This window comes from Mycobacterium sp. IDUB_19 (genome assembly GCF_055419445.1).
The window spans coordinates 115,214-140,194 of the sequence record NZ_JBVAXR010000001.1; the positions used below are offsets into that span (position 1 = coordinate 115,214).

Genomic DNA, 24,981 nt, shown 5'->3' on the forward strand with positions numbered 1-24,981 from the left:
TCAGCCCGGCGTCACCCTGGTTTCCAGCATCAGCTTGAGTTGTTTGCCGTACGCGCTCAGCGAATCGGCGGTCAACATCTCAAGATGCGTGCTGTCGACCGAGTACGTGACGATCTCCCCGGCGACATAAGGCCGCCAAACCCGTTGCTGGGACCGGGCTGCCCGCCCGGTTCGCTGTCCCCGCCACCGCGACCTTCCTCGGGGGCCGCTGCCGTTCTCGCTTCGCCCTCGGGCCGCGGAGAAGATGACCATGTCGCCGTCGAATACGCCGGGTTGGTGCTCGGCCAGATGCAGCTGGTTCGTCGTGACGCTTTGCGCCATGAACTGCAGCAACTGCTGGGGCGGAAGCGGGAAGACGGCCCCCGGCTGCTGAGCCAGTTCCTCGGCTTGCCGATAGGTGAGGGGCCCGGACCGCTCTGGAATGTCGATACGGTTGGTCCGCAGAATGTGTTCCAGGACTTGGCTTTCGTCGAGCCTATGATTCTTTGCCACCGCCCGGTTGGCACTCAGCTTCGCGATGAACTTGTGAGCGCTGAATACCGGGTCGAGCAGGACCAGGCTTTGGACCACACATCCGCGCCGCTGAAGCTCAACGGCGAGTTCGTGCGCGACGACGCCGCCGAACGACCAGCCGAGAATCTTGTACGGTCCGTCGGGATAGCGGGCTTGGATCCGGTCTGCGTAGGTCGCCGCCATGGTGCGAATCGAGGCAGCCTCGGGTTCGTCGTCTTGCGGGATTTGGTTGATCCCGATAATCGGGCAATCCAGATAGTTACCCAGGGCCCGATACGCCCAGCTCAGTCCGAGGCCGTCGTGAATGCAGCACAGCGGAGCGCCGGTGCCCTCCTGGAAGACCTCGACCGGGACCACCTCCGACGCGCCGTCATGGGCGCCCAACTGCTCGCTCAGGCTGCGGACAGTCGCGGCGTAGAACATGGTGCGCACCGCGAGGCGAACGTCGAGCGCCGCGTTGATCGCCGCGATCACCCGCATCGCGGAGAGCGAATCGCCGCCGAGGTCGAAGAACGAGTCGTCGACCCCGACCCGCTCGATGCCCAGCACCTGTGCGTAGATGCCGGCGATCACCTGCTCGGTCTCGCTTTGCGGGGCCTGGAACGGCGTGGCGGCGAACAGCGGTGCCGGCAGCGCCTTGCTGTCGATCTTGCCGGAGGAGGTCAACGGGAACTCCTCGAGCACCACGATCTGCGCCGGCACCATGTACTCGGGCAATCGCGCGCCCAACTGCTGGCGGACCGCGCTGATCTCCATATTGGTGTTCGGGTTGTTGGCGTGGACCTCGCGGTGGCGCGCTCCGGCGCTGGGCAAGTAGAGGTCGGTCAGCCCGGGGCCGGGCTCGGCGGGGGTGAGGAAGACGGCGTCGAGGGTGCCGGGGGCGGAGCCCCAGGTGACGGCGACGTGGTAACCGGCGTTCTCGCCGAGCCGGTGCAGCTGTTCGGGCGTGACGGTCTCGGGCGCCGCCGCGGGCGGGGTGAGCGCGTCGGCCAGCGGCAGCCCTTCGGCCAGCGCCTGTTCGATGCGGACGTCGGTGGCCAGTCCGGCGCGCGGGATCTCGGTGATGCGTATCGCTGCGGGCCGACGCGAGGCCAAGCGGGCGTGCAGTCCGAGCAGGCCCGCGCACTCCGTCCACGTCCATGTGGGTGCGGTAGCGACGGAACGCACCGACGCGGGGGCTTTGCGGATGACGACGTCGTAGCGGTAGCGGTTGAGTTCGTTGTCGGCCAACCCGCGTTTGACCTGGATGTCGAGTCCGGCCGCGGACCCGTGGCCGGCCGCCCAGGCCGTGAAAAAGTCTGGCGCCAGCATTAATTCGGGTTCGCTGACCACGGCTCGGTGCACCCGTTGTCGGATCTCGGCGGCGTCGGCAGTGGTGGTGCGCGCGAGCGCAACTCCGGTTTGGAAGGCGTCCTGCAGGGTGTGGTTACGGACATCGCCGATGAACAGTGCGCCACCGGGGACCAGCAGCTCCATGGCGCTGTCGATCAGGTCGGCCAGGTATCCGCCGTTGGGGAAGTACTGGACGACCGAGTTCACGATGATCGTGTCGAAGTAGCCCAGCGGCAGTCCCTCGGTGACGTGGGCGGGCCGGGCGAGCAGCTGGACCCGATCACGCCACGAAATCTGCAACCGCTCCAGCGAGCGGGCGAGATTGTCGACGGCCACCGCCGACATGTCGGTCGCGACATAGTGCTCACAGTGCGGGGCGATCTGCGATAGCAGCAGCCCCGAGCCCGCGCCGATCTCCAGCACCCGGATCGGGCCCAGGGCCATGATCCGATCCACCGTGGCCGCGCGCCACTCGAACATCTCCTCTAGCGGGATCGGTTCACCGGTGTAGCTGCTGTTCCAGCCCCGGAAGTCCACACCGAACTGCGGCACCGCGTCGCGGCCGTCGTACAGCTCGTCGTACACGCCTTGCCACTGTCCGACGATTTCGGCGGCGTGGTCGGCTGTGGTCTCGTGCTCGACGGTGATGTAGGCGATCAGGTGGTCGCCGGCGTCGCTGTGGTGCACGGTGGTGACGGCCTGGGTAACCTGCGGGCAGGCTAGCAGGGCGCTTTCGATTTCACCGAGTTCGATGCGGTAGCCGCGGATCTTGACCTGCTCGTCGGCACGCCCGACGTACCGGAGCTGCCCGTCGGCACCCCAGGAGACCAGATCCCCGGTGCGATACATCCTTTGTCCAGGCGCTCCCGCATCGGCGAACGGGCATGCGAGGAACCTCGATGCGGTCAGGTCCGGCCGGCGCACGTAGCCGCCCGCCAGCCCGGCGCCGGCCACATACAACTCGCCGACCACGCCGGTCGGCACCTGGCGCAACCACTTGTCCAGCACGAAGAACGCGAGATGCGCCAGCGGCCCACCGATCGGGCTGACACTGCTGTCGACGTCGCCGTCGACGAGCTCCCGGAACGAGGCGTGCACCGTCGTCTCGGTGATGCCGTACATGTTGATCAGCCGTGGCGATCCCGGATGATTCTGCAGCCAAGTCCGAAGGCGTTGTGGCTCAAGGGCTTCGCCGCCGAACACCACCGTTTGAAGTTTCAGCTCTCGCGCCAGCTCGGGCTGTAGCGCATCGGCGGTTTGCAGCGCGTAAAACGCCGTGGGGGTTCGGCTCAGCACGCCGACGTGTTCGGCGGCGAGCAGCGCGTGGAAGTCCTCGGGCGAGCGGGCCACCGATTCGGGCACCACCACCAGCCGGCCGCCGTACAGCAGCGCCCCCCAGATCTCCCAGACCGAGAAGTCGAACGCCAACGAATGGCACTGTGTCCAAACCTGTTCCATCTGCAGCTCACCATCCAGCGATCCCAGTAGCTGGGTGACGTTGCGGTGCGGGACGGCTACACCCTTGGGAGTGCCGGTGGTGCCCGAGGTGTAGATCAGGTAAGCGATGTCATCGGGGGCCGGTATCGACACTGGGGTGCACGGGTAGCCGGGGATGCGGGGATCGTCGACGGTGATGACCGCCAGGCCGTACCCGTCCAGCCGGTCGGCCAGTGCCGCGGTGGTGATCGCGGCGACCGGCTTGGCGTCGGCCACCATGAATCCGATCCGCGCGTCGGGGTGAGTCGGGTCGATCGCCAGATAGGCCGCCCCGGTTTTCAGCACCGCCAGGATTGCGATGACCGCCTCGGTGGAACGGGTAAACAGCAGGGCCACAGACTGTCCGGGGCTTGCTCCGTGCGCGGCCAGCAGGTGCGCCAACCGGTTCGCGTCGTCCTCGAGTTCCCGGTAGGTCACCGACAGGCCCGCGAAGGTCACGGCCAGAGCCCGCGGGGTAAGGGCGACTTGCTCGGCCCACCGCGCCGGAATCGACGCCGCAGGCAATGCGTTCTGGCTCAACACTTCCCGGTTGCCCCAGCGATCGAGCTGCGCGTACTCGTCGGCATCGAGGAGATCCGTCGACGACAGTCGACGGGTGGGGTTGCTGGTGACGGCGACCAACACCCGGTGCAGCCGCTCGATCAGGGCGCTGATGGTGGCCGCCTCGAACACGTCGGTGCGATATTCGACCGTCCCGCCGATCCCGGCGGGCTCACCGGTGTCGCCCCAATGTTCGGCGAGGTGGAACACCAAATCCATTCGGGCGGTGTTGGTGTCCATCGGCAGCGGGGTGACCTGCACGTCATCCAAGGCCAACCCGGAAGCGGGATCAATTTTGTGTCCCAGGACGCTCTGCCAGGCCAGCATCACCTGGACCAGCGGGTGATGGGTCAGGGAGCGAGCGGGGTTGATCCGCTCGACGAGGACCTCGAAGGGCACGTCCTGGTTTTCGTAGGCGGCGAGACTGCGCTGCCGGACCTGGCCCAGTAGCTCGGCGAAGGTGGGATCCCCGGCCACCTCAACGCGCAGCACCAGGGTGTTGACGAAGAAGCCCACCAGCTCATCGAGTGCGGGGTCGCGCCGCCCAGCGATCGGGAAGCCAACTGCCACATCGGAACTGGCGCTGACCGCTGACAGCAGCACCGCCAGAGCGGCCTGGATCACCATGAAGCTGGTTGCGTTGTGCTCGCGGGCCACCTCGCGGATGCGCTGTTGCAATTCGGCGGGCCACTGAAGCGGCACGTTGTAGCCGCGGTAGTCGGCAACCAACGGGTAAGGCCGATCGGTGGGCAGCTGTAGCCGCTCGGGCATTCCGGCCAGAGCGTGTTCCCAGTAGGCCAGCTGGGCTGCAATCGGGCTGTCGACGTCCGCCAGATCACCGAACTGGGCGCGCTGCCACAGCGTGTAGTCGACATACTGCACCGCCAACGGCGCCTGTTGTGGGTCTTGGCGCTGCCGTCGAATCCGATAGGCCGCACTGATATCGGAGACCATCGGCGCCAGGGACCAACCGTCAAAAGCAATGTGGTGCACCACAATCCCAACGACATGATCCTCGGGACCCACCGAATAGATCTGCGCACGAATCGGAATCTCAGCCGACAAATCGAAGCGGTATTCCGCCAGCGCCACCAGGTCGGGCACCATTTGGTGCGGCGCCAGCGACAGCACCGCGTCGCCGCCGCGCCGCCACAATCCGGGCCCGGCCGGTAGCACTTCCTGGTATGGCACACCGTCGATGTCGACGAAGATCGTGCGCAACGATTCATGGCGGGCGATGACATCGTCGAGGGCCGCGCCCAACGCCTCGGCATCCAGCGCCCCGCTGATCCGGAACGCGGTCGGCATGTTGTAGGTCGCCACCCCACCCTCGAAGCGGTAGAGGAACCATAACCGGGATTGAGCGAAGGACAGCGGAACCAGCGCGGGCCGCGGACCGGCTACCAACGGCTTGCGCCGGCCGGCTTCGTCCGTGCCGATGCGCGGCGCCAGCTGGGCGATTGTGGGTGCGTCGAAGAGGGTGTGCACTTCGAGGTCGGCATCCAGTGCGGAGTTGATGGCGGTGATCAGGCGCATCGCTGAGAGGGAGTCGCCACCGAGGTCGAAGAAGGAGTCGTCGGTACCGACGTGTTCGATACCCAGGACGCGGGCGTAGACCCCGGCCAGGATCTCTTCGACGGCATTGGCGGGGGCGCGGTAGTGGTCGGCGTCGCGATAATCCGGTGCCGGCAGGGCGCGAGTGTCGAGTTTGCCGTTGGTTGTCAACGGCAGGGTCTCGAGCGTCACGATGGCGGCGGGAATCATGTAGGCGGGGAGCTTGTCGGCCAACGCATTTCGTAGCGCGGCGGGGTCGGCGGTTCCGGTGACATATCCGATCACCCGGGTGGTGCCGACCCCGTCTTCGCGGGTGATCACAGCGGCTTGTTCGACGCCGTCCAAACTGGCTAGTGCCGTTTGGATTTCGCCGAGTTCGATGCGGTGGCCGCGGATCTTGACCTGCTCGTCGGCGCGCCCGACATAGTCCAGCTGCCCGTCGGGATGCCAGCGGACCAGGTCGCCGGTGCGGTACATCCGGGCACCACGTTCGCCATAGGGGCAGGCCACAAACCGTGATGCCGTCAATCCCGACCGGCCCAGATACCCGCATGCCACGCCTTCGCCGGCGACGTACAACTCACCTACCACGCCGATGGGCACCGGGCGTAGCCAGCCGTCGAGCACGAACAGCGCTGCGGTCGAAACCGGCGCGCCGATGGGTGCCGCCCCCGACCCTGCGCTCAGCGGCGCGCTCATCGAGGCGTACACGGTGACTTCGGTGGGGCCGTAGGCGTTGATTACCACCCTGCCGTCCGCCCACTGGTCAACGACGTCGGCGGGGCAGGCCTCCCCGCCCAGCAGCACCGTCACCGAATCCAACTTTTGTGGCACCAATGCCGATGCGGCCGATGGAGTTTGGGTCAACACGTTGACGCCTTCGTCGACCAGCAGGTTGTGGAATTCGTCGGGTGAGGCAGTCACCGACTCCGGCACCACCACGAGTCGCCCGCCGCCGAGCAGAGCGGCCCAGATCTCCCACACCGAGAAGTCGAAGCCGTACGAGTGGCATTGCGTCCACACTTGAGCCAGCGGCAGGTGTGCGGGTGTGGAACTGGCCAGGTGGGCCAGGTTGTGATGAGTGACCGCTACACCTTTCGGAATACCGGTGGTGCCCGAGGTGTAAATCAGGTACGCGACGTCGTCGGGCGACGGTGGTGGTGGCGCGGTGGCGGGCTGGGTGTGCACGGCGGGGTCGTTGATGTCGATGACCGCAATGTTGTGTTCGTGCAGCCGTGGGCGCAGGTCGGTGGTGGTGAGCGCGGCGATCGGGGCGGCGTCGGCAAGCATGAAGCCGATCCGCGTGTCGGGCAGGGCCGGGTCGATCGCCAAGTACGCTGCCCCCGTCTTCAACACCGCGAGCATCGCGACGATGGCCTCGGCCGAGCGCGAAAACAACAGTGCCACAGCATGTCCTGTGCCAGCGCCGTGGCCGGCGAGCAGGTGAGCCAACCGGTTGGCGGCCTCATCGAGCTCCCGGTAGCTGTGCGAGCGCCCTTCGAAGCTCACCGCCACCGCGTCCGGGTCGCGCTGCACATGTTCGGCGAACAACTCCGGGATAGACACCGCCGAAGCCGCGCGTCGGGTCAGCACCGCGCGGTTACCCACCACATCCATCAGGGCCTGCTCGTCGGCGTCCAACAGCTGAATCGACGACAACCTGCGGGTGGGGTCGGTGACCATGGCCAGGAGCACGTCCTGCAGCTGATCGAGCAGTGTGTCGATACTGTCGGCGGCGAAGACGTCGGTGCTGTATTCGACCCGCAGGCCGAGCTCACTGCCGGGCATGGCTTGCAGGGTCAGCGGGTAGTGGTTGTACTCGCGGGCGGTCATCTCGCCGATGGCCAACCCGTCGACCCCGACCAGGTTGGCGGCGTCGACGGGGTAGTTCTCGAAAACGAACAGCGTGTCGAAGAGTTGGTCGTGGCCCGTGACACGGTGGATCTCGGATAGCGCCAGATGCTGGTGGTCGAGGGTGTAGTTGTTGGCGCGGTGCAGTTGGTCTAGTAGGTCGGCGGTCGTGGTCAGTGGTGCGCAGTTGGCTCGCACCGGCACGGTGTTGATCAGCAGGCCCACCATCGCATCCGCGCCGGGAACCTCGGTGGGCCGGCCGGAGACCGCAGTGCCGAAGGCGACGTCATGCTGGCCGGTCAGCCACATCAGCAGCTGCGCCCAGCCGACCTGCAACACGGTATTGACGGTGGTGTGGTGTGCGCGAGCCAGCTCGCTGAGCGCCCGCGTTGTCTGCTCGCTGACACGAGATGTTTGCACTGCTCTGCGTCCCAACACAATCCGGGCCGGTGGGCCAACCAGGGTGGGAGTTTCAAAGCCCGCAAACGCGTCTCGCCAAGCCGCGTGGGCGGCATCGAGGTCTCGTTCGGCCAGCCAGCCGATAAATCGGCGATAGGGCGTGGGCGCGGGGAGCCGCTGCCCGAAGTAGCTGGCGAAGATTTCCTGCGCCAGGATCGGCAGCGACCAGCCGTCGAGCACGATGTGGTGGTTGGTCAGCACCAGCCGGTGGCGCTCTTTGGCGGTGCGGAGCAACGCGACCCGGAACGCCGGCGGCTCAGTCAGATCGCAGACCGCTGCACGTTCGTCGGCGGACACCCCCTCGACCCGTTGAGCATCCTCACCGAGCTCGATGTATTGCCATGCCGGCTCGGGATCGGCCGGAATGACCTGGATCGGCTGGTCGAACTGCCGGCAGAATCGGGCGGCCAGGTTGGGATGGCGGCTCACCACGGTGTGCACGGCGCTGCGCAGCCTGTCGGGGTCCAGCGGTCCGGTGATGGTGATGTCCAGCTGCATCGCGTAGACGTCGTCGGTGTTGCCGTGGATTGTGTTGGCGTGGAACAACAGTCCCTGTTGCAGCGGAGTGAGCGGCAGGATATCGGCGATGCGGTCACCCTGGCACAGCTCATCGATCTGCTGCTGGTTCAGCTGGGCCGGCACGATATCCGACGGGGTGAGACCGCCGCCGCCCCGCTGGACGTGAGCGCAGATTCCCGCGAGGGCGTCAAACCACAGTTCGCCGAGCCGGCTGATCGCGGTGCCGTCGATTATCGAGGACGCCCAGGTCCACGTGGCGTGCAGCTGCGGACCGGCGTCGGTTTCCAGTGTGCTGGCGTTGAGTTCGACAGTGTGTCCCAGCGGCATTGGAATCGCGGAGGATTCCGTCGCCAACGCGAGACCGTCCTGGCTGATCTGCCACAGCTCGTCGGAGAGCTCTGCCGCGCCACCGACTCGTCCGAGGTAGTTGAACCCGATCGCCGGGTCGGCCCCGGTCAGATCCACCTCGGGGTTGAGGTAACGCAGCAGCCCGTAGCCGAGGCCGTCGGGCAGCGCGCGCAGTTGCTCTTTGGCGTCTTTCACCGCTGCGCCAAGAGCGGAGTCGCCGGCGACCACCAGGGCCCAGTTCAGTCCGGTAACACTCAGGGCCACCGGGTATTTGGTGGTGAACCACCCCACGGTGCGCGACAGGTCGACGTGGGGAGCCAGCTCGTCATGGCGGCCGTGGCCTTCGACGTCGATGCCGATCGGTGAGCCGGTGCCCAAGAATTCTGCCCAGGCCAATCCGAACGCGATCAACAGAATGTCTTGCACGCCGGCATGAAACGCCGCGGGCACCTCGCCCAGCAGCATCCGGGTGGTTTCGGCGTTCAGCTGCACCGACAGCTGCCCGGCACTGGCGTAAGTGTCGAGATCGGGTTGGGGCGCGGGCAGCGCGCTCGGCACGCACGCCACCTGCCGCCACGCGTCGGCGTCGCCGACGACCTCCGCGGCGCGGGCGTGGTCGGCCAACAGTGACGACCACCGGGCAAACGACGTGCCGCCCGCGGGCAGCGCGACGGGCTGCCCGTTGTGATGCTGACCCCAGGCGATGTTGAGGTCTTCGAACAGGATTCGCCACGAAACCGCGTCGACAGCCAGGTGGTGGATGATCAACATGAGCTGACGGGTGGAGGTAGCCCACACCGCGCTCAGCATCGTCCCGTTCGCCGGGTTCAACCGCGCCCGCGCCTGCTTCAGTGTTTCGTCGGTCAGGTTGTCGACGGTGTTCAGGCACTCGCGGGCATCCGTCGTGCCGACCTCGGGCACCCGTAGCGACCAATCGTCGTCGAGACGCAGCCGCAGCATGGCATGCCGATCCAGCAATGCCTGCAGAACCACCACCACGTCGTCCTCGGTCACACCGAGGGGCGCCTGGACCACCATTGTCTGGTTGAACTGCTCGACCGGGCCCTCGATGTTCTGTAGCCAGCCCATGATCGGGGTGGCTGTGACCGGGCCGATGCCCTCGTCTACAACGTCGATGTCACCCGAGGCGACGGTCACTACCAGAGCCAGCCGGGCCACGGTCTGCTCGACGAAAATGTCACGCGGACGGCACAACACGCCGACCGCCCGCGCTCGGGCCACGACTTGCATCGACAAAATGCTGTCCCCGCCCAAATCGAAGAAGGAGTCGTCGACCCCGACTCGCTCTAGGCCGAGAACGTCGGCGTAGATCCCGGCCAGGATCCCCTCGGCCGCAGTACCCGGGGCGCGGTACCGGTCGACGTCGCGGTATTCGGGCGCGGGCAAGGCACGGGTGTCGAGCTTCCCGTTGACCGTCAGCGGAAGCGCGTCGATCCGCATCACCGTCGACGGAACCATGTACGGGGGCAGCCGGTCGGCCAGCGCCGCGCGTGCCCGTGCGGGATCGGCGGTTCCGGTGATGTAGCCGACCAGGCGAGTAGCGCCGGGGCGGTCCTCGCGGGTGACCACCACGGCTTGATCCACGCCATCCAAACCGGCTAAAGCCGAGCGGATTTCGCCGAGCTCGATGCGGTAGCCGCGAATTTTGACCTGCTCGTCGGCACGTCCGAGGTAGTCGAGTTGCCCGTCGGCCCGCCAGCGCACCAGGTCCCCGGTGCGATACATCCGCGATCCTGGCGCGCCGGCCGGGCAGGCGACAAATCGCGACGCCGTCAGTTCGGCCCGGCCGAGGTATCCGTACGCGACTCCGGCACCGGCGATATACAGCTCACCGACCACGCCGGTGGGCACCGGGCGCAACCACGCATCGAGGACAAACAGCGCCGTGGTCGGCACCGGCGCACCGATCGGCACCACGGCCGTGCCCGGTGTCAACGGTGCGCTCATCGACGCATACACGGTGGCCTCGCTGGGGCCGTAGGCGTTGATCACCACGCGGCCTTGCGCCCATTGCTCCACCACCTCGGCCGGGCAGGGCTCCCCACCGAGCAGCAGCGCGGTCGACTCCAATTGCTGCGGAGCCAATACCGCTACGGCGGTGGGGGTTTGGGTGAGAACGTTGACTTGTTCGGCGACCAGCAGGGCGTGGAAGTCGTCGGGTGAGGTCGCCACCGACTCGGGCACCACCACGAGTCGCCCGCCGCCGAGCAGCGCGGCCCAGATCTCCCACACCGAGAAGTCGAAAGCATACGAGTGGCACTGCGTCCACACCTGCGCGGCCGGCAGCTGTTCGGGCGTCGAGTGCGCCAAGTGGGCAAGATTGCCGTGCGTGACGGCCACGCCCTTGGGTGTGCCGGTGGTACCCGACGTGTAAACGAGGTAGGCGATGTCCTCGGCCGACGGCGCCGGTAGCGACGTGCTGGGCTGGGCGTCGACGGCGGGGTCGTCGATATCGATGACCGCCAGATCGTGTCCGGCTAGCCGGACACGCAGCTCCGTGGTGGTGATCGCGACGACCGGCGCGGCATCGGTGAGCATGAAGCCGATCCGCGCGTCGGGCAGCGCGGGGTCGATGGCGAGGTAGGCCGCCCCCGTCTTCAGCGCCGCCAGCATCGCGACGACAGCTTCGGCCGAGCGCTCCAGCAGTAGTGCCACACAATGGCCCGGTTGCACACCGCGAGCAGTCAGCATGTGCGCCAACCGGTTCGACGCGTCGTCGAGGCCGCGATACGTCAGTGAGTGGCCGTCGAAGGTGATCGCCACCGTCTGGGGCGCCCGGGCCACGTGTTCGGCGAATAGCGCGGGGACCGACACCGCGGCGGGTGTGGGCCGGGTCAAGACAGCGCGGTTACCGATTTCGTCGAGATGCGCCTGCTCATCGGCGTCCAACAGTCGGATCGAGGAAAACCGGCGGGCGGCGTCGGCGGTGATGGCTTCGAGCACCCGCTCGAACCGCTGGACCAGAGTGTGGATGCTGCCGGCATCGAACACGTCGGTGCGGTACTCCACCGTCCCGGAGATTCCCACCGGCTCGCCGGTCCGGGTCCAGCGCTCAATCAGTGAAAACGCCAGGTCCATTCGGGCGGTGTGGGTATCGACCGGCAACGGGTCCACCCGGACATCGCCCAATGCCAACCCGGAGGCGGGGTGCTCGTCGTGCAGGCTCTGCCAGCCCAACATCACTTGGACGAGCGGGTGATGCTTCAGGCTTCGGGCCGGGTTGAGGCGATCGACAAGGACTTCGAAGGGCACGTCTTGGTGTTCGTAGGCGGCGAGGCTGCGCCCGCGGACCTGGGCCAGCAGCTCGGCCACGGTCGGGTCGCCGTCCACCTCGACGCGCAGCACCAGGGTGTTGACGAAGAAGCCCACCAGCTCGTCGAGGGCGGCGTCGCGGCGCCCGGCGATCGGGAAGCCCACGGCTACATCCGAATTCGCGCTGATCGCCGATAGCAGCACGGCCAAAGCGGCCTGGACCACCATGAAGCTCGTCGCATTGTGCTCGCGGGCCAGTTGGTGCACCCGCTGCTGCAATTCAGCCGACCACTGGACCTCGAAAGTGGCGCCGTGCTGATCGGCTACCGGCGGGTAAGGCCGATCGGTGGGAAGCGTTAGGCGCTTCGGCATTCCAGCCAGGGCTTCTTCCCAGTAGGACAGCTGGGCCGCGATCGGGCTGTCCGGGTCGTCGAGACGCCCGAACTGGGCGTGCTGCCACAGTGTGTAGTCGGCGTACTGCACCGGCAACTGTGCCCAACGCGGTGGTTCGCCCACGCGCCGGGCAGCATATGCCTCGCTCAGATCGCGCACCAGCGGGGCGACCGACGAACCGTCGGCGGCAATGTGGTGCACCACGCCGACGAGCACGTGCTCGTCGGCACTAAGACGGAAAAGCGTTGCCCGCAAGGGTATCTCGGCGGTCAGGTCGAACGTGTAGCGCGCCGCGGCTTCGATCGCCTGGTTCCGCTTCGCCGCGCTCCAGCCGCTGGAATCGACGACTCGCCAGCCGAAGTTCGCCCGATCAGCAGCCAGCACCACTTGTTGGGGGATGCCGTCGGGCGCCACGACCAGTGTCCGCAAGCTCTCATGGCGCGCGATCACATCACCGAGCGCGGCATCCAGTGCATCGACATCGAGGCGGCCGAAGAGCCGCAACGCGACCGCCATGTTGTAGACGGGGGACGGCCCCTGCAACTGATCCAGGAACCAGAGCCGCGATTGGGCAAACGACAACGGAACTACCGTCGGTCGCGCCCCGGCCGCCAGCGGTTCCAGCCACCCTCGGCCCGAGCCGATGCGGGGAGCCAACCGGGCGATCGTCGGTGCGTCGAACAGGGTGTGCACTTGCAGACCCGGGTCGAGCCCCGAGTTGATCACGGCGATCAGGCGCATCGCGGAGAGCGAGTCGCCACCGAGGTCGAAGAACGAGTCGTCGACGCCGACCCGGTCGGCACCGAGGACCTGGGCATAGATGCCGGCGAGGATCTCCTCGATAGCGCTGGCCGGGGCGCGGTAATCCGCAGCGACGCCTTGGTATTCGGGCGCGGGCAGCGCGCGGGTGTCGAGCTTCCCGTTAGGTGTCAGCGGCAGTGCCTCCAACAACACCAGCGCGGCCGGCACCATGTAAGACGGCAGGCGCTCGGCCAGCGCGCTGCGCAGTGCGGCCGGGTCCGCGGTCCCGGTGATGTAGCCGACCAGACGTGTGGCACCGGGGCGGTCCTCGCGGCTGACGACGACGGCCTGATCGACACCGTCCAAATCAGCAAGCGCCGTTTGGATTTCGCCGAGCTCGATGCGGTAGCCGCGGATCTTGACTTGCTCATCGGCGCGGCCGAGATAGTCAAGTTGGCCGTCGGGACGCCAGCGCACCAGGTCGCCGGTGCGATACATCCGGGTGCCCGGTTCGCCGTAGGGGCAGGCGACGAACCGCGGTGCGGTGAGTTCGGGGCGGCCGAGGTATCCGCACGCCACTCCCGCGCCGGCCACATACAACTCACCGACCACCCCGGCCGGCACCGGGCGCAGCCAGCCGTCGAGGACAAACAGCGCCGCGGTCGATACCGGCGCGCCGATCGGCACCACGGCCGTGCCCGGCGCCAGCGGCGCACTCATCGATGCGTACACGGTCGCTTCGGTGGGGCCGTAGGCATTGATCACCACGCGTCCCGGCGCCCACTGGTCGACCACTTCGGCGGAACAAGCCTCCCCGCCCAGCAGCACGGCGACCGATTCCAGACCCTGCGCAGTCAATGTGGCCGCGGCCGAGGGTGTTTGGGTCAACACATTGACGCGTTCGGCGACGAGCAGGGCGTGGAAGTCCTGCGGTGAGCTCGCCACCGGTTCGGGGACCACCACCAGGCGGCCGCCGCCGAGTAGCGCGGCCCAGATCTCCCACACCGAGAAGTCGAAGCCATAGGAGTGGCACTGCGTCCACACCTGCGCGACGGGCAGGTCGATGGGTGTTGATGCCGCCAGGTGGGCCAGGTTGCGATGGCTGACCGCAACGCCTTTGGGAACGCCAGTGGTACCCGAGGTGTAAATCAGGTACGCAATATCGTCCGGGCTTGGTGCCGGTGGTGAGTCGGCGGGTTGGCCGCCGATGGCGGGGTCATTGACGTCGATGATCCGTAGGTCGTACCCGTGCAGCCGCGGGCGCAGCTCCGCGGTGGTAAGCGCGACAACCGGCGCGGCATCGGCGAGCGTGAACCCGATCCGAGTGTCGGGGTGGGCCGGGTCGATCGCCAGATAGGCCGCCCCGGACTTGAGCACCGCAAGCATCGCGACGATGGCCTCGGCCGAGCGTGAAAACAGCAGCGCTACCGACTGTCCCGGACCGGCCCCCTGCTCGGCCAACAGATGTGCCATTCGGTTGGCCGCCTCGTCGAGCTGGCGGTAGGTGAGCGACCGGCCCGCAAAGCTCACCGCTACCGCTTCGGGAGCGCGCGCGACTTGCGCGGCGAACAACTCCGGAACCGACACCGCGGCCGGGGCGGGTAGGGTCAGCACCTCCCGGTTCCCGATCTCGTCGAGACGGGCTTGCTCGTCGGCATCCAGTAGCTGGATTGAGGAAAGCCGTTGTGCCGCATCGGTGGCCATGGTTACCAGCACCCGGTGTAGGCGCCCGATCAGCGCCTCAATGGTTTTGGCGTCGAACAGGTCGCTGTCGTATTCGACGCGAAGCCCGAGTTCGTCACCGGGCATGGCCTGCAGCGTGAGCGGGTAGTGGTTGTACTCGCGGGCGGCTATCGCGGTGATGGACAAACCGTCGGTGAGCACGGTGGACGTGTCGATCGGGTAGTTCTCGTAGACGAACAGGGTGTCGAATAGTTGGTCATGTCCGGTGGCGCGGTGGATTTCGGTGAGCGCCAGGTGCTGATGTTCGAAGGTGTGGTTGTTGGCCCGGTGCAGCTGATCGAGTAAGTCGGCGGTCGTCGTGGCTGCGGTGCTGACAGCCCGGACCGGCACGGTATTGATCAACAGGCCCACCATCGAGTCTGCGCCGGCCAGCTCCGCCGGCCGTCCGGAAACCGCGGTGCCGAAAGCGATGTCGTGCTGGCCGGTCAGCCACATCAGCAGCTGCGCCCAGCCGGCCTGCAAGACGGTGTTGACGGTGGTGTGATGTGCGCGCGCCAATTCACCCAGGGCCCGGGTTGTCTGCGCTGACATCGAAGAGGTGGCGACGCCGCGTCGTCCGGGCTCTGCGCGGCCGGGCGGGCCCACCAGGGTGGGGGAGTCAAAGCCGGCCAACGCCTTACGCCAGGCCGTCTCGGCGGCGTCGACGTCTCGTTCGGCCAGCCAGGTGATGAACCTGCGGTAGGACCCGGCCGCGGGTAGTCGCTGCCCGTAGTAGCTGGCGAAGATCTCTTGCGCCAGGATCGGCAGTGACCAGCCGTCCAGCACGATGTGGTGATTCGTCAGCACGCACCGATGCAGGTCTTCGGCGGTGCGGATCAACGCCACCCGGAAGGCCGGCGGGACGGTGAGATCGCAGACCGCGGCGCGTTCGGCCGCGCAAACCTGCTGAATCTGTTCCTCGGAGTCCAATTCGCAATACCGCCAGGGCGCAACGGGATCGGCGAGCATGATCTGAACCGGCTCGTCGAACTGTCGGCAGAACCGCGCGGTCAGGTTGGGATGGCGGATGATCACGGTGTGCACGGCTTCACGCAGCCGGTCTGGATCCAGCGGACCGCTGATGGTGATATCCAGCTGCATCGCGTACAGGTCGTCGGCATTGCCGTTGGCGGTGCTGGCGTGGAACAACAGGCCCTGCTGCAGTGGGGTGAGCGGCAGGATATCGGCGATACGTTGGTGCCGGCACAGCTCGTCAATCTGCCGCTGGTTCAGGCGGGCCGGGAGGATGTCCGACGGAGTCAGACCGCCACCACCACCGCGCACGTGCGCGCAGATCCCGGCCAAAGCCTCAAACCACAGTGTGCTCAGGCGGCTGACCTGCTTATCGTCGAGCGCCGAAGTCGCCCATGTCCACGTCGCCTGTAGGTGTGGGCCGGTCTCGGCGTCGATGGTGCCGGCGTTGAGTTCTACCGTGTGCCCCAATGGCATGGGGATCGCGGAGGCCGCGGCTGCGACCGACACGCCATCCGGGCTGACCCGCCACAGATCGTCGGACAGCGCGGCGGCACCAGCGCCGAGTCGCCCGAGGTAGTTGAAGCCGATCGTGGGGTCGGCCCCGGTCAGGTCCACCTCGGAGTTGAGATAGCGCAGCAGCCCGTAGCTGAGGCCGTCGGGCAGCGCGCGCAGTTGCTCTTTGGCGTCCTTCACCGCCGCGCCCAGCGCAGCCTCACCCCCGAGCACCTGTGCCCAGTTCAGCCCGGTAACGCGCAGCGCCACGGGGTATTTGGTGGTGAACCAGCCCACGGTGCGCGACAGGTCGACGTGGGCAGCCAGCTCGTCATGGCGGCCGTGGCCTTCGACGTCGATGCCGATCGGTGAGCCGGTGCCCAAGAACTCGGCCCACGCCAACCCGAATGCGATCAACAGAATGTCTTGCACCCCAGCGTGAAACGCTGCCGGCACCTCACCCAGCAGCATGCGGGTTGTCTCGACATCCAATTCCGCCGATATCTGTCCCGCACTGGCGTAGGTATCCGTCTCGGGCTGAGGTGCGGGCAGTGCGGCCGGTGCCGCCGCCACTTCACGCCATGCCTCGGCCTGGGCCAGGACTTCCGGGGTGCGGGCGTATTCGTCGAGCAGCGACGACCACCGGGCAAACGAGGTTCCTTGAGCCGGCGGCATCACCGGGTGTCCGCTGCGATGCTGGGCCCAGGCGATATTGAGGTCCTCCAACAGAATTCGCCACGACACCCCGTCGACGGCCAAATGGTGAATGATCAACACCAACCGGGACGTCGAGCTAACCCAGAGCGCGCTCACCATCGCCCCCGCCGCCGGGTTCAACCGGGCGCGGGCTCTCGCAAGCGCCTCGTCGGAGCACACTGCCACGGATTGAAGGCAGCTTTGCGCATCGACCGCCCCGGCCTCGGGCGCCTGCAGCGACCAGGCCCCGGTGCCGTCGATGTCGACACGCAACCGCAGCATGGCGTGCCGATCCAGCAAGGCCTGCAACATGACCGCCACATCAGCCTCGGTCGTCGCGGCTGGTGCTTGCACCACGATCGTCTGGTTGAACTGCTCGATGGGGCCGTCCACGTTCTGCAGCCAGCGCATGATCGGTGTGGCCAGCACCGCTCCGATGCCCTCATCGACCACGTCGCTGTCACCGATGACCACGCTGGCCACGCCGGCCAGTCGGGCGACGGTCTGCTCGACGAAAATATCACGCGGACGGCACAATACGCCGGCCGCTCGCGCTCGCGCGACTACTTGCATCGACAAGATGCTGTCGCCGCCAAGGTCGAAGAATGAGTCGTCGACGCCGACCTGTTCGAGGCCGAGGACCTGGGCGTAGATGCCGGCCAGGATTTCTTCGATGGCATCGGTGGGGGCGCGGTAGTGATCGGCGTCGTGGTAGTCGGGGGCGGGCAAGGCGCGAGTATCGAGTTTCCCGTTGACGGTCAGCGGTAGCTCGTCGAGGACCACCACGGCAGACGGGACCATGTAGGCCGGGAGCTGCTCGGCCAGCCGAGCACGTATCTGAGTGGGGTCGGCGGCGCCGGTGATGTAGGCGACAAGGCGGGTGGCAGCGCGGTCGTCGCGGGTGATGACGACGGCTTGCTCCACGCCATCCAAACCGGCGAGCACTGTTTGGATTTCGCCGAGTTCGATGCGGTAACCACGGATCTTGACTTGTTCGTCGGCACGGCCGAGGTAATCGAGTTGCCCGTCGGGGCGCCAGCGGACCAGATCCCCGCTGCGATACATCCGGGTGCCGGGTTCGCCGTACGGACAGGCGATAAACCGCGACGCGGTCAATTCGGCCTGGCCGAGATATCCGCACGCCACTCCGGCACCTGCGATGTACAACTCACCGACCACCCCCGCCGGTACCGGGCGTAGCCAGGGGTCCAGGACGAACAGGGCCGCGGTGGCCACGGGTGCGCCGATGGGCGCGGCTCCCGACCCCGCTTCCAACGGCAAGCTCATGGAGGCGTACACCGTGCCTTCGGTGGGGCCGTAGGCGTTGACCACCACCCGGCCGGGTGCCCACTGGTCGACCACGTCGGCGAGGCAAGTCTCCCCGCCGAGCAACAACGCGATGGATTCCAATCCGTCCGGCGTCAATGCTGCTGCAGCCGAGGGGGTTTGGGTGAGCACGTTGACGTGTTCGGCGATGAGCAGGGCGTGGAAATCCTCCGGTGAGGTGGTCACCGATTCGGAGACGACGACCAGGCGTCCGCCGCCGAGCAGGGCGGCCCAGATTTCCCACACCGAGAAGTCGAAGCCATAGGAGTGGCACTGTGTCCACACCTGCGTCACCGACAGCTGGGTCGGCGTTGACACCGCCAGGTGGGCCAGGTTGCGGTGGGTGACCGCAACGCCTTTGGGAACGCCAGTGGTGCCCGAGGTGTAAATCAGGTACGCGAGATCGTCGGGTGCCGGCGCCGGGGGTGGGTTCGCGGGCTGGTCGCCGACGGCCGGGTCGTTGATATCGATGACTGCCAGGTCGTACCCGTCCAGTCGCGACCGCAGTTCGGCGGTGGTCAGTGTAGCGATCGGTGCGGCGTCGGCGAGCATGAACTCGATGCGGGCGTCGGGATGGGCCGGGTCAATCGGCAGATACGCCGCACCGGATTTGAGTACCGCCAGCATCGCGGTGATCGCTTCGGATGACCGCGAAAACAGCAGCGCCACTGACTGTCCCGGGCCGGCGCCGCGACCGGCCAACAGATGGGCCAGCCGGTTGGCGGCCTGATCGAGTTCCCGATAGCTCAGCGTGCCGCCCTCGAAAGTCACCGCCACCGCGTCCGGGGTTCGCCGCACGTGCTCGCCGAACAACTCCGGGACCGACACCGCTACCGGAGCGGGCAGCGCCAACATCGCGCGGTTGCTCAGAATATCCAGCCGCGCGATCTCGTCGGCGCCCAACAGTTGGATCGAGGAAAGCCGCAGCGTCGCATCGGTGGTCATGGCCGCCAGTACCCGCTGCAGCCGACCGATCAGTGCCTCGACGGTTCGGGCGTCGAACACATCGGTGCGGTACTCAACCGTCCCGGATATCCCGCCGGGCTGACCGCTTTGGGTCCAGCGTTCGGTCAGCGAGAACGACAGATCCATTCGGGCGGTATGGGTGTCGATCGGTAGTGCGGTGGCTTGTACATCGCCCAAGGCCAGTTCTGTGGGGCCGTCGTTCTGCCAGCCCAACATCACCTGGACCAGGGGGTGATGGGCCAGGGATCGGACGGGGTTGAGGCGTTCGACGAGGACTTCGAAGGGCACGTCTTGGTGTTCGTAGGCGGCGAGGCTGCGCTGGCGGACCTGGGCCAGCAGCTCGGCCACGGTCGGGTCGCCGCCCACGTCGAGGCGCAGTACCAGCGTGTTGACGAAGAAGCCCACCAGTTGATCAAGGGCCGGGTCGCGGCGTCCGGCGATCGGGAAGCCAACGGCCACATCTGAACTCGCGCTGACAGCCGATAGCAGTACCGACAAAGCAGCTTGGACCACCATGAAGCTGGTCGCGTTGTGTTCGCGAGCCACGTCGCGCACCCGCTGCTGCAATTCAGCCGGCCAGTCCACGGCCACCGTTGCCCCGTGTTGGTCGGCCACCGGGGGATAGGGCCGATCGGTCGGCAGCGCCATGCGCTCGGGCATCCCGGCCAGGGCATCCTGCCAGAAGGCCAGCTGCGCTGCGATGGGGCTGTCGGCATCGTTGAGATCACCGAAGTGTGTGTGCTGCCACAGGGCGTAATCGGCGTACTGCACTGGGAGCGCGGTCCGCTCGGGTGCTTGCCCTCTGCATCGGGCGGCGTACGCCTCGCCCAGATCGCGCACCAGTGGCGCGATCGACCAGCCGTCGGCGGCGATGTGGTGCACCACTCCCACCAGCACATGCTCGTCATCGCTGACGCGAAAGAGTGTGGCCCGCAACGGGAGTTCGGCGGTCAAATCGAACGGGCGGCCTACCGCGGCGTCGATTGCCCGGTCGAGTCGGCTTGCGGACCAGCCGCTGGAATCGACGACATGCCAGCCGAATTCGGCCCGATCGGCCGCCACCACTACTTGCTCGGGTATGCCGTCGGGCGCCACGAACAGTGTTCGCAGACTTTCGTGCCGCTCCATCACGTCGCCCAGTGCGGCAGCCAGCGCGTCGGCATCAAGCCGACCGGAGAGCCGCAGCGCCACCGCCATGTTGTAGACGGCGGAAGGCCCCTGTAACTGATCCAGGAACCACAACCGCGATTGGGCAAACGACAACGGCAGCATCGCAGGCCGCTCGAGAGCTGTCAGCGGCTCACGGTGACTCGCCTCCTCGTCGAGTTGGAGTGCCAACTGGGCGACCGTGGGTGCGTCGAAAAGCTTGCCCACCTTGAGATCAGCGTCGAGGAGCGTATTGATCGCAGCGATCACTCGCATCGCCGACAGCGAATCTCCGCCCAAGTCGAAGAAGGAGTCGTCTACTCCGACCCGCTCCGCACTCAGCACCTGGGCATAGATCCCGGCCAGGATCTCCTCCACGGCGGTGGCCGGCGCGCGGTAGTGATCAGCGTCGCGGTAATCCGGTGCGGGCAAGGCTCGGGTGTCGAGTTTGCCATTGACCGTCATCGGCAACGCGTCGATCACCATTACCGCGGCCGGCACCATGTATGGCGGGAGCTGCTCGGCGAGCTGGGCGCGTGCCAGGGCCGGGTCTGCGGTTCCGGTGACATACCCGACGAGGCGCTTGGCGCCGGGGAGGTCCTCGCGGGCGATCACCGCCGCCTGTTCCACACCTTCCAAACTGGTCAAGGCTGCCCGGATTTCGCCCAATTCGATGCGGTAGCCGCGGATTTTGACCTGCTCGTCGGCGCGCCCGACGTACTGCAGCTGCCCGTCGACACCCCACCGCACCAGGTCTCCGGTGCGATACATCCGTTGTCCGGGTGCTCCCGCACCGGCGAACGGACACGCCATGAACCGCGACGCGGTCAACCCCGCCCGGCGCCAATACCCGTGTCCGACGCCCCGGCCGGCCAGATACAACTCGCCAACCACGCCGATGGGCACCGGGCGCAACCAGCCGTCGAGCACAAAGAAGGACGCCCCGGTAACCGGCGAACCGATCGGTATCACATCGGTTTTCGGGGTCAAGGGCGCACTCTTGGATGCCCACATCGTCGTCTCGGTGGGGCCGTAGACATTGATCATCGTCCGCCCGGGCGCCCATCGATCCACCACCTCGGGTGGGCAGGCCTCCGCGCCGATCACCAAAGCCGCCGAGCCCAAACCGTCGGTCGAAAGCGCCGCCACCGCGGACGGCGTTTGGGTGAGCACGGTGACGCCTTCGTTGACGAGTAAGTCGTGGAAGTCCTGCGGGGAGCGGGTCATCGGCTCGGGCACCACCACCAGCCGTCCGCCGTGCAGCAGGGCACCCCAGATCTCCCACACCGAGAAGTCGAACGCATACGAGTGGAATTGCGTCCACACTTGTTCCGCGGTGAGCTCCAATCCGGTTTCCAGCGACTCAAAAAGCTGTGTGACGTTGGAGTGGTTAACCGCAACGCCTTTGGGAACGCCGGTAGTACCCGAGGTGTAGATGATGTGGGCGACATCGTCGGGCGCTGGCATCGGCGGCGCGGTGGCGGGTTGAGCGGTGACGGCGGGGTCGCGGATATCGATGGTCGCCAGGTCGTACCCGTCAAGCCGGGCGCGCAGCTCGGTGGTGGTCAGCGCGGCGATCGGCGCGGCGTCGGTCACCATGAACTCTAGGCGCGCCGCGGGGTGAGCCGGATCGATCGGCACGTAGGCCGCTCCGGTCTTCAATACCGCCAATATCGCGACGATGGCCTCGGCCGAGCGCGAAAACAGCAACGCCACGGACTGTCCCGGACATACTCCACGGTCGGCGAGCAGGTGTGCGACCCGGTTGGCCGCTGTGTCGAGCTCGCGGTATGTCATCGAGGCACCCTCGAATGTGATCGCCACCGCATCGGGGGTACGCGCGGCCTGCGCTGCGAACAACTCCGGAATCGATACACCAATCCTGTTCTTGGCCAACACCTCCCGATTGCCGATCTCGTCGAGGCGGGCGTGTTCGTCGACGTCGAGCAGGTCCATCAACGACAACCGGCGGGTGGGGACGGTGGTCGCGGCCACCAGCACTCGCTGCAATTGCCGGATGAGCCTGTCGATGCTGTCGGCGGTGAAGACGTCGGTGTCGTATTCGACGCGCAGGCCGAGTTCATCGCCGGGCATCGCCTGCAGCGTCAGCGGATAGTGGTTGTTTTCGCGGGCGGTGTACTCGGTGACGGCCAAACCGTTGACGCCGAACAGAGCGGGGTCGACGGGGTAGTTCTCGTAGACGAACAGGGTGTCGAAGAGTTGGTCATGTCCGGCGGCGCGGTGAATCTCGGGCAGTGCCAGGTGTTGATGCTCAAGCGTGTGGTTGTTGGACCGGTGCAGTTGGTCGAGTAGGTCGGAGGTAGTGGTGGCCGTGGTGATGGTGGCTCGCACCGGAACGGTGTTGATCAGTAGGCCCACCATCGAATCCGAGCCGGCCAGCTCGACGGGGCGGCCGGAAACCGCGGTGCCGAAGGCGATGTCGCGTTGACCGGTCAGCCACATCAGCAGCTGCGCCCAACCTGCCTGCAACACCGTATTGATGGTGGTGTGATGCACGCGTGCCAGCTCACCCACGGCTCGCGTCGTCTCCGCGGACACCCGTGATGTGACCACCTCACGCCGGCCGAGCACGATCCGGCCGGGCGGGCCCACCAGTGTGGGGACCTCGAAGCCGGCGAATATTTCACGCCAGGCCGTCTCGGCGCCCGCACGGTCTTGGTCGGTCAGCCAGGTCACGAACCGGCGGTACGGCGGGGGCACAGGGAGCCGCTGCCCGTAGTACGTGGTGAAGATCTCCTGCAACAGGATGGGCAGTGACCAGCCATCGAGCACGATGTGATGGTTCGTCAGCACCAACCGGTGCAGGTCTTTGCCCGTGCGGATCATCGCGACCCGGAACGCGGGCGGGTTGGTCAGGTCGACAACCGCCGCACGCTCGGCGGCACATAGCCGCTGGATCTGTTCCTCGACATCGACACCGTCACCGAGTTCGGTGAATTGCCACGCCAATACGGGATCGGCCGGGATGACCTGGATCGGTTGGTCGAACTCCGGGCAGAATCGGGCGGCCAGGTTGGGGTGGCGGCCGACCACGGTGTCGACCGCTGCCCGCAGCCGGTCGGAGTCCAGCGGGCCGGTGATCGTGATGTCCAGCTGTACCGCATACAGCTCGCTCTTGCCGTGGGTTGTGGCGTGGAAAAGCAGACCCTGCTGCAGGGGAGTCAGCGGCAAGATATCGGCGATCCGGTCTCGGCGGCACAGCTCGTCGATCTGCTGCTGGTTGAGCCGGGCCGGCGTGATATCCGACGGCGTCAAGCCGCCTCCGCCGTCGCGGACGTGCGCGCAGATCCCGGCGAGGGCGGCGAACCACAATTGGTTCAGCCGGCCGACTTGCTCGTCGTCGAGCGCTGAGGTTGCCCAGGTCCAGGTCGCGTGCAAATGCGGGCCGGCGTCCGTGTCGAGAGTGCCGGCGTTGAGTTCCACGCTGTGCCCCAACGGCATTGGGATCGCCGAGGCCACGGCGGCCACCGACACACCGTCTTCGCCGATCAGCCACAAATCGTCGGAAAGGTCGACGGCGCCGGCGCCCAGGCGCCCGAAGTAGTTGAACCCGATCGCCGGGTCGGATCCGGCCAGATCCACGTCCGGGTTGAGGTAGCGCAGCAGCCCGTAGGTCAGGCCGTCGGGCAGCGCGCGCAGTTGCTCTTTGGCGTCCTTGATCAGCGCGCCCAGTGCGGACTCGCCGGCGAGCACCTGTGCCCAACTCAGGCCGCGAACGCTCAGGGCCACCGGATATTTGGTGGTGAACCAGCCCACGGTGCGGGACAAGTCCGCATCGCCGGCCAGATCGTCGTAGCGCCCATGGCCCTCCACATCGATGCCGATCGGCGCATCGCTGGTACCCAAGAATTCGGCGCACGCCAGTCCGAACGCAATCAGCAGAATGTCTTGCACGCCAGCGTGAAACGCCGCGGGCACTTCACCCAGCAGCATCCTGGTGGTCTCGACGTCGAGATCTACCGACAACCGCCCAGCACTGGCGTAGGTATCCAGCTCGGGCTGGGGTGCGGGCAGTGCGGCCGGGGTAGCGGCCACCCGCCGCCACGTCTGCGCCTGAGCTACCACCTCGGGCGTACGAGCATGCTCATCCAGCCACGCCGCCCACCGGGCAAACGAGGTCCCCGGCGCCGGCAAGGCCACCTCTTGCTCGCCGCAATGCTGGGACCAGGAAAGGTTGATGTCTTCCAACAGGATTCGCCACGACACCCCATCGACGGCCAGATGATGAATGATCAACACCAGCTCACCGATCGGCGCCACCCACAATGCGCTCAGCATCTTTCCGGTGGCCGGATTCAACCGGCCCCGTGCCCGGATCAGCGCCTCATCGGACAACTCCTCGACGGTGTTCAGGCAGCCGCGCGCATCGACCGCGCCGGGCTCGGGCACCCACAATGACCAGCCCCCGGCGCCGTCTTCGTCGACGCGCAGCCGCAGCATCGCGTGTCGATCGAGCAACGCCTGCAGCACCACCACCACGTCGGCTTCGGTCGCCGCGACGGGGGCCCGAATGGCCACCGTCTGGTTGAACTGCTCGACTCGACCCGCTACGCCCGCCAGCCAGTGGATGATCGGGGTGGCCACGACCTCGCCCACACCCTCATCGACTACCCCGGC

General features: G+C 66.9%; 1 protein-coding gene (running past one end of the window). It reads right to left on the reverse strand.

Annotated features, from left to right (window positions below):
* A protein-coding gene (locus ACZY0B_RS00580; RefSeq protein WP_463761990.1) for a non-ribosomal peptide synthase/polyketide synthase crosses the window boundary here: on the reverse strand, window positions 1-24,981 show its 3' portion. Its footprint extends 6,219 nt past the window's final position; 24,981 of the gene's 31,200 nt are visible here — the last part of the coding sequence; its start codon lies off the right edge, out of view; it ends in the stop codon at window positions 1-3.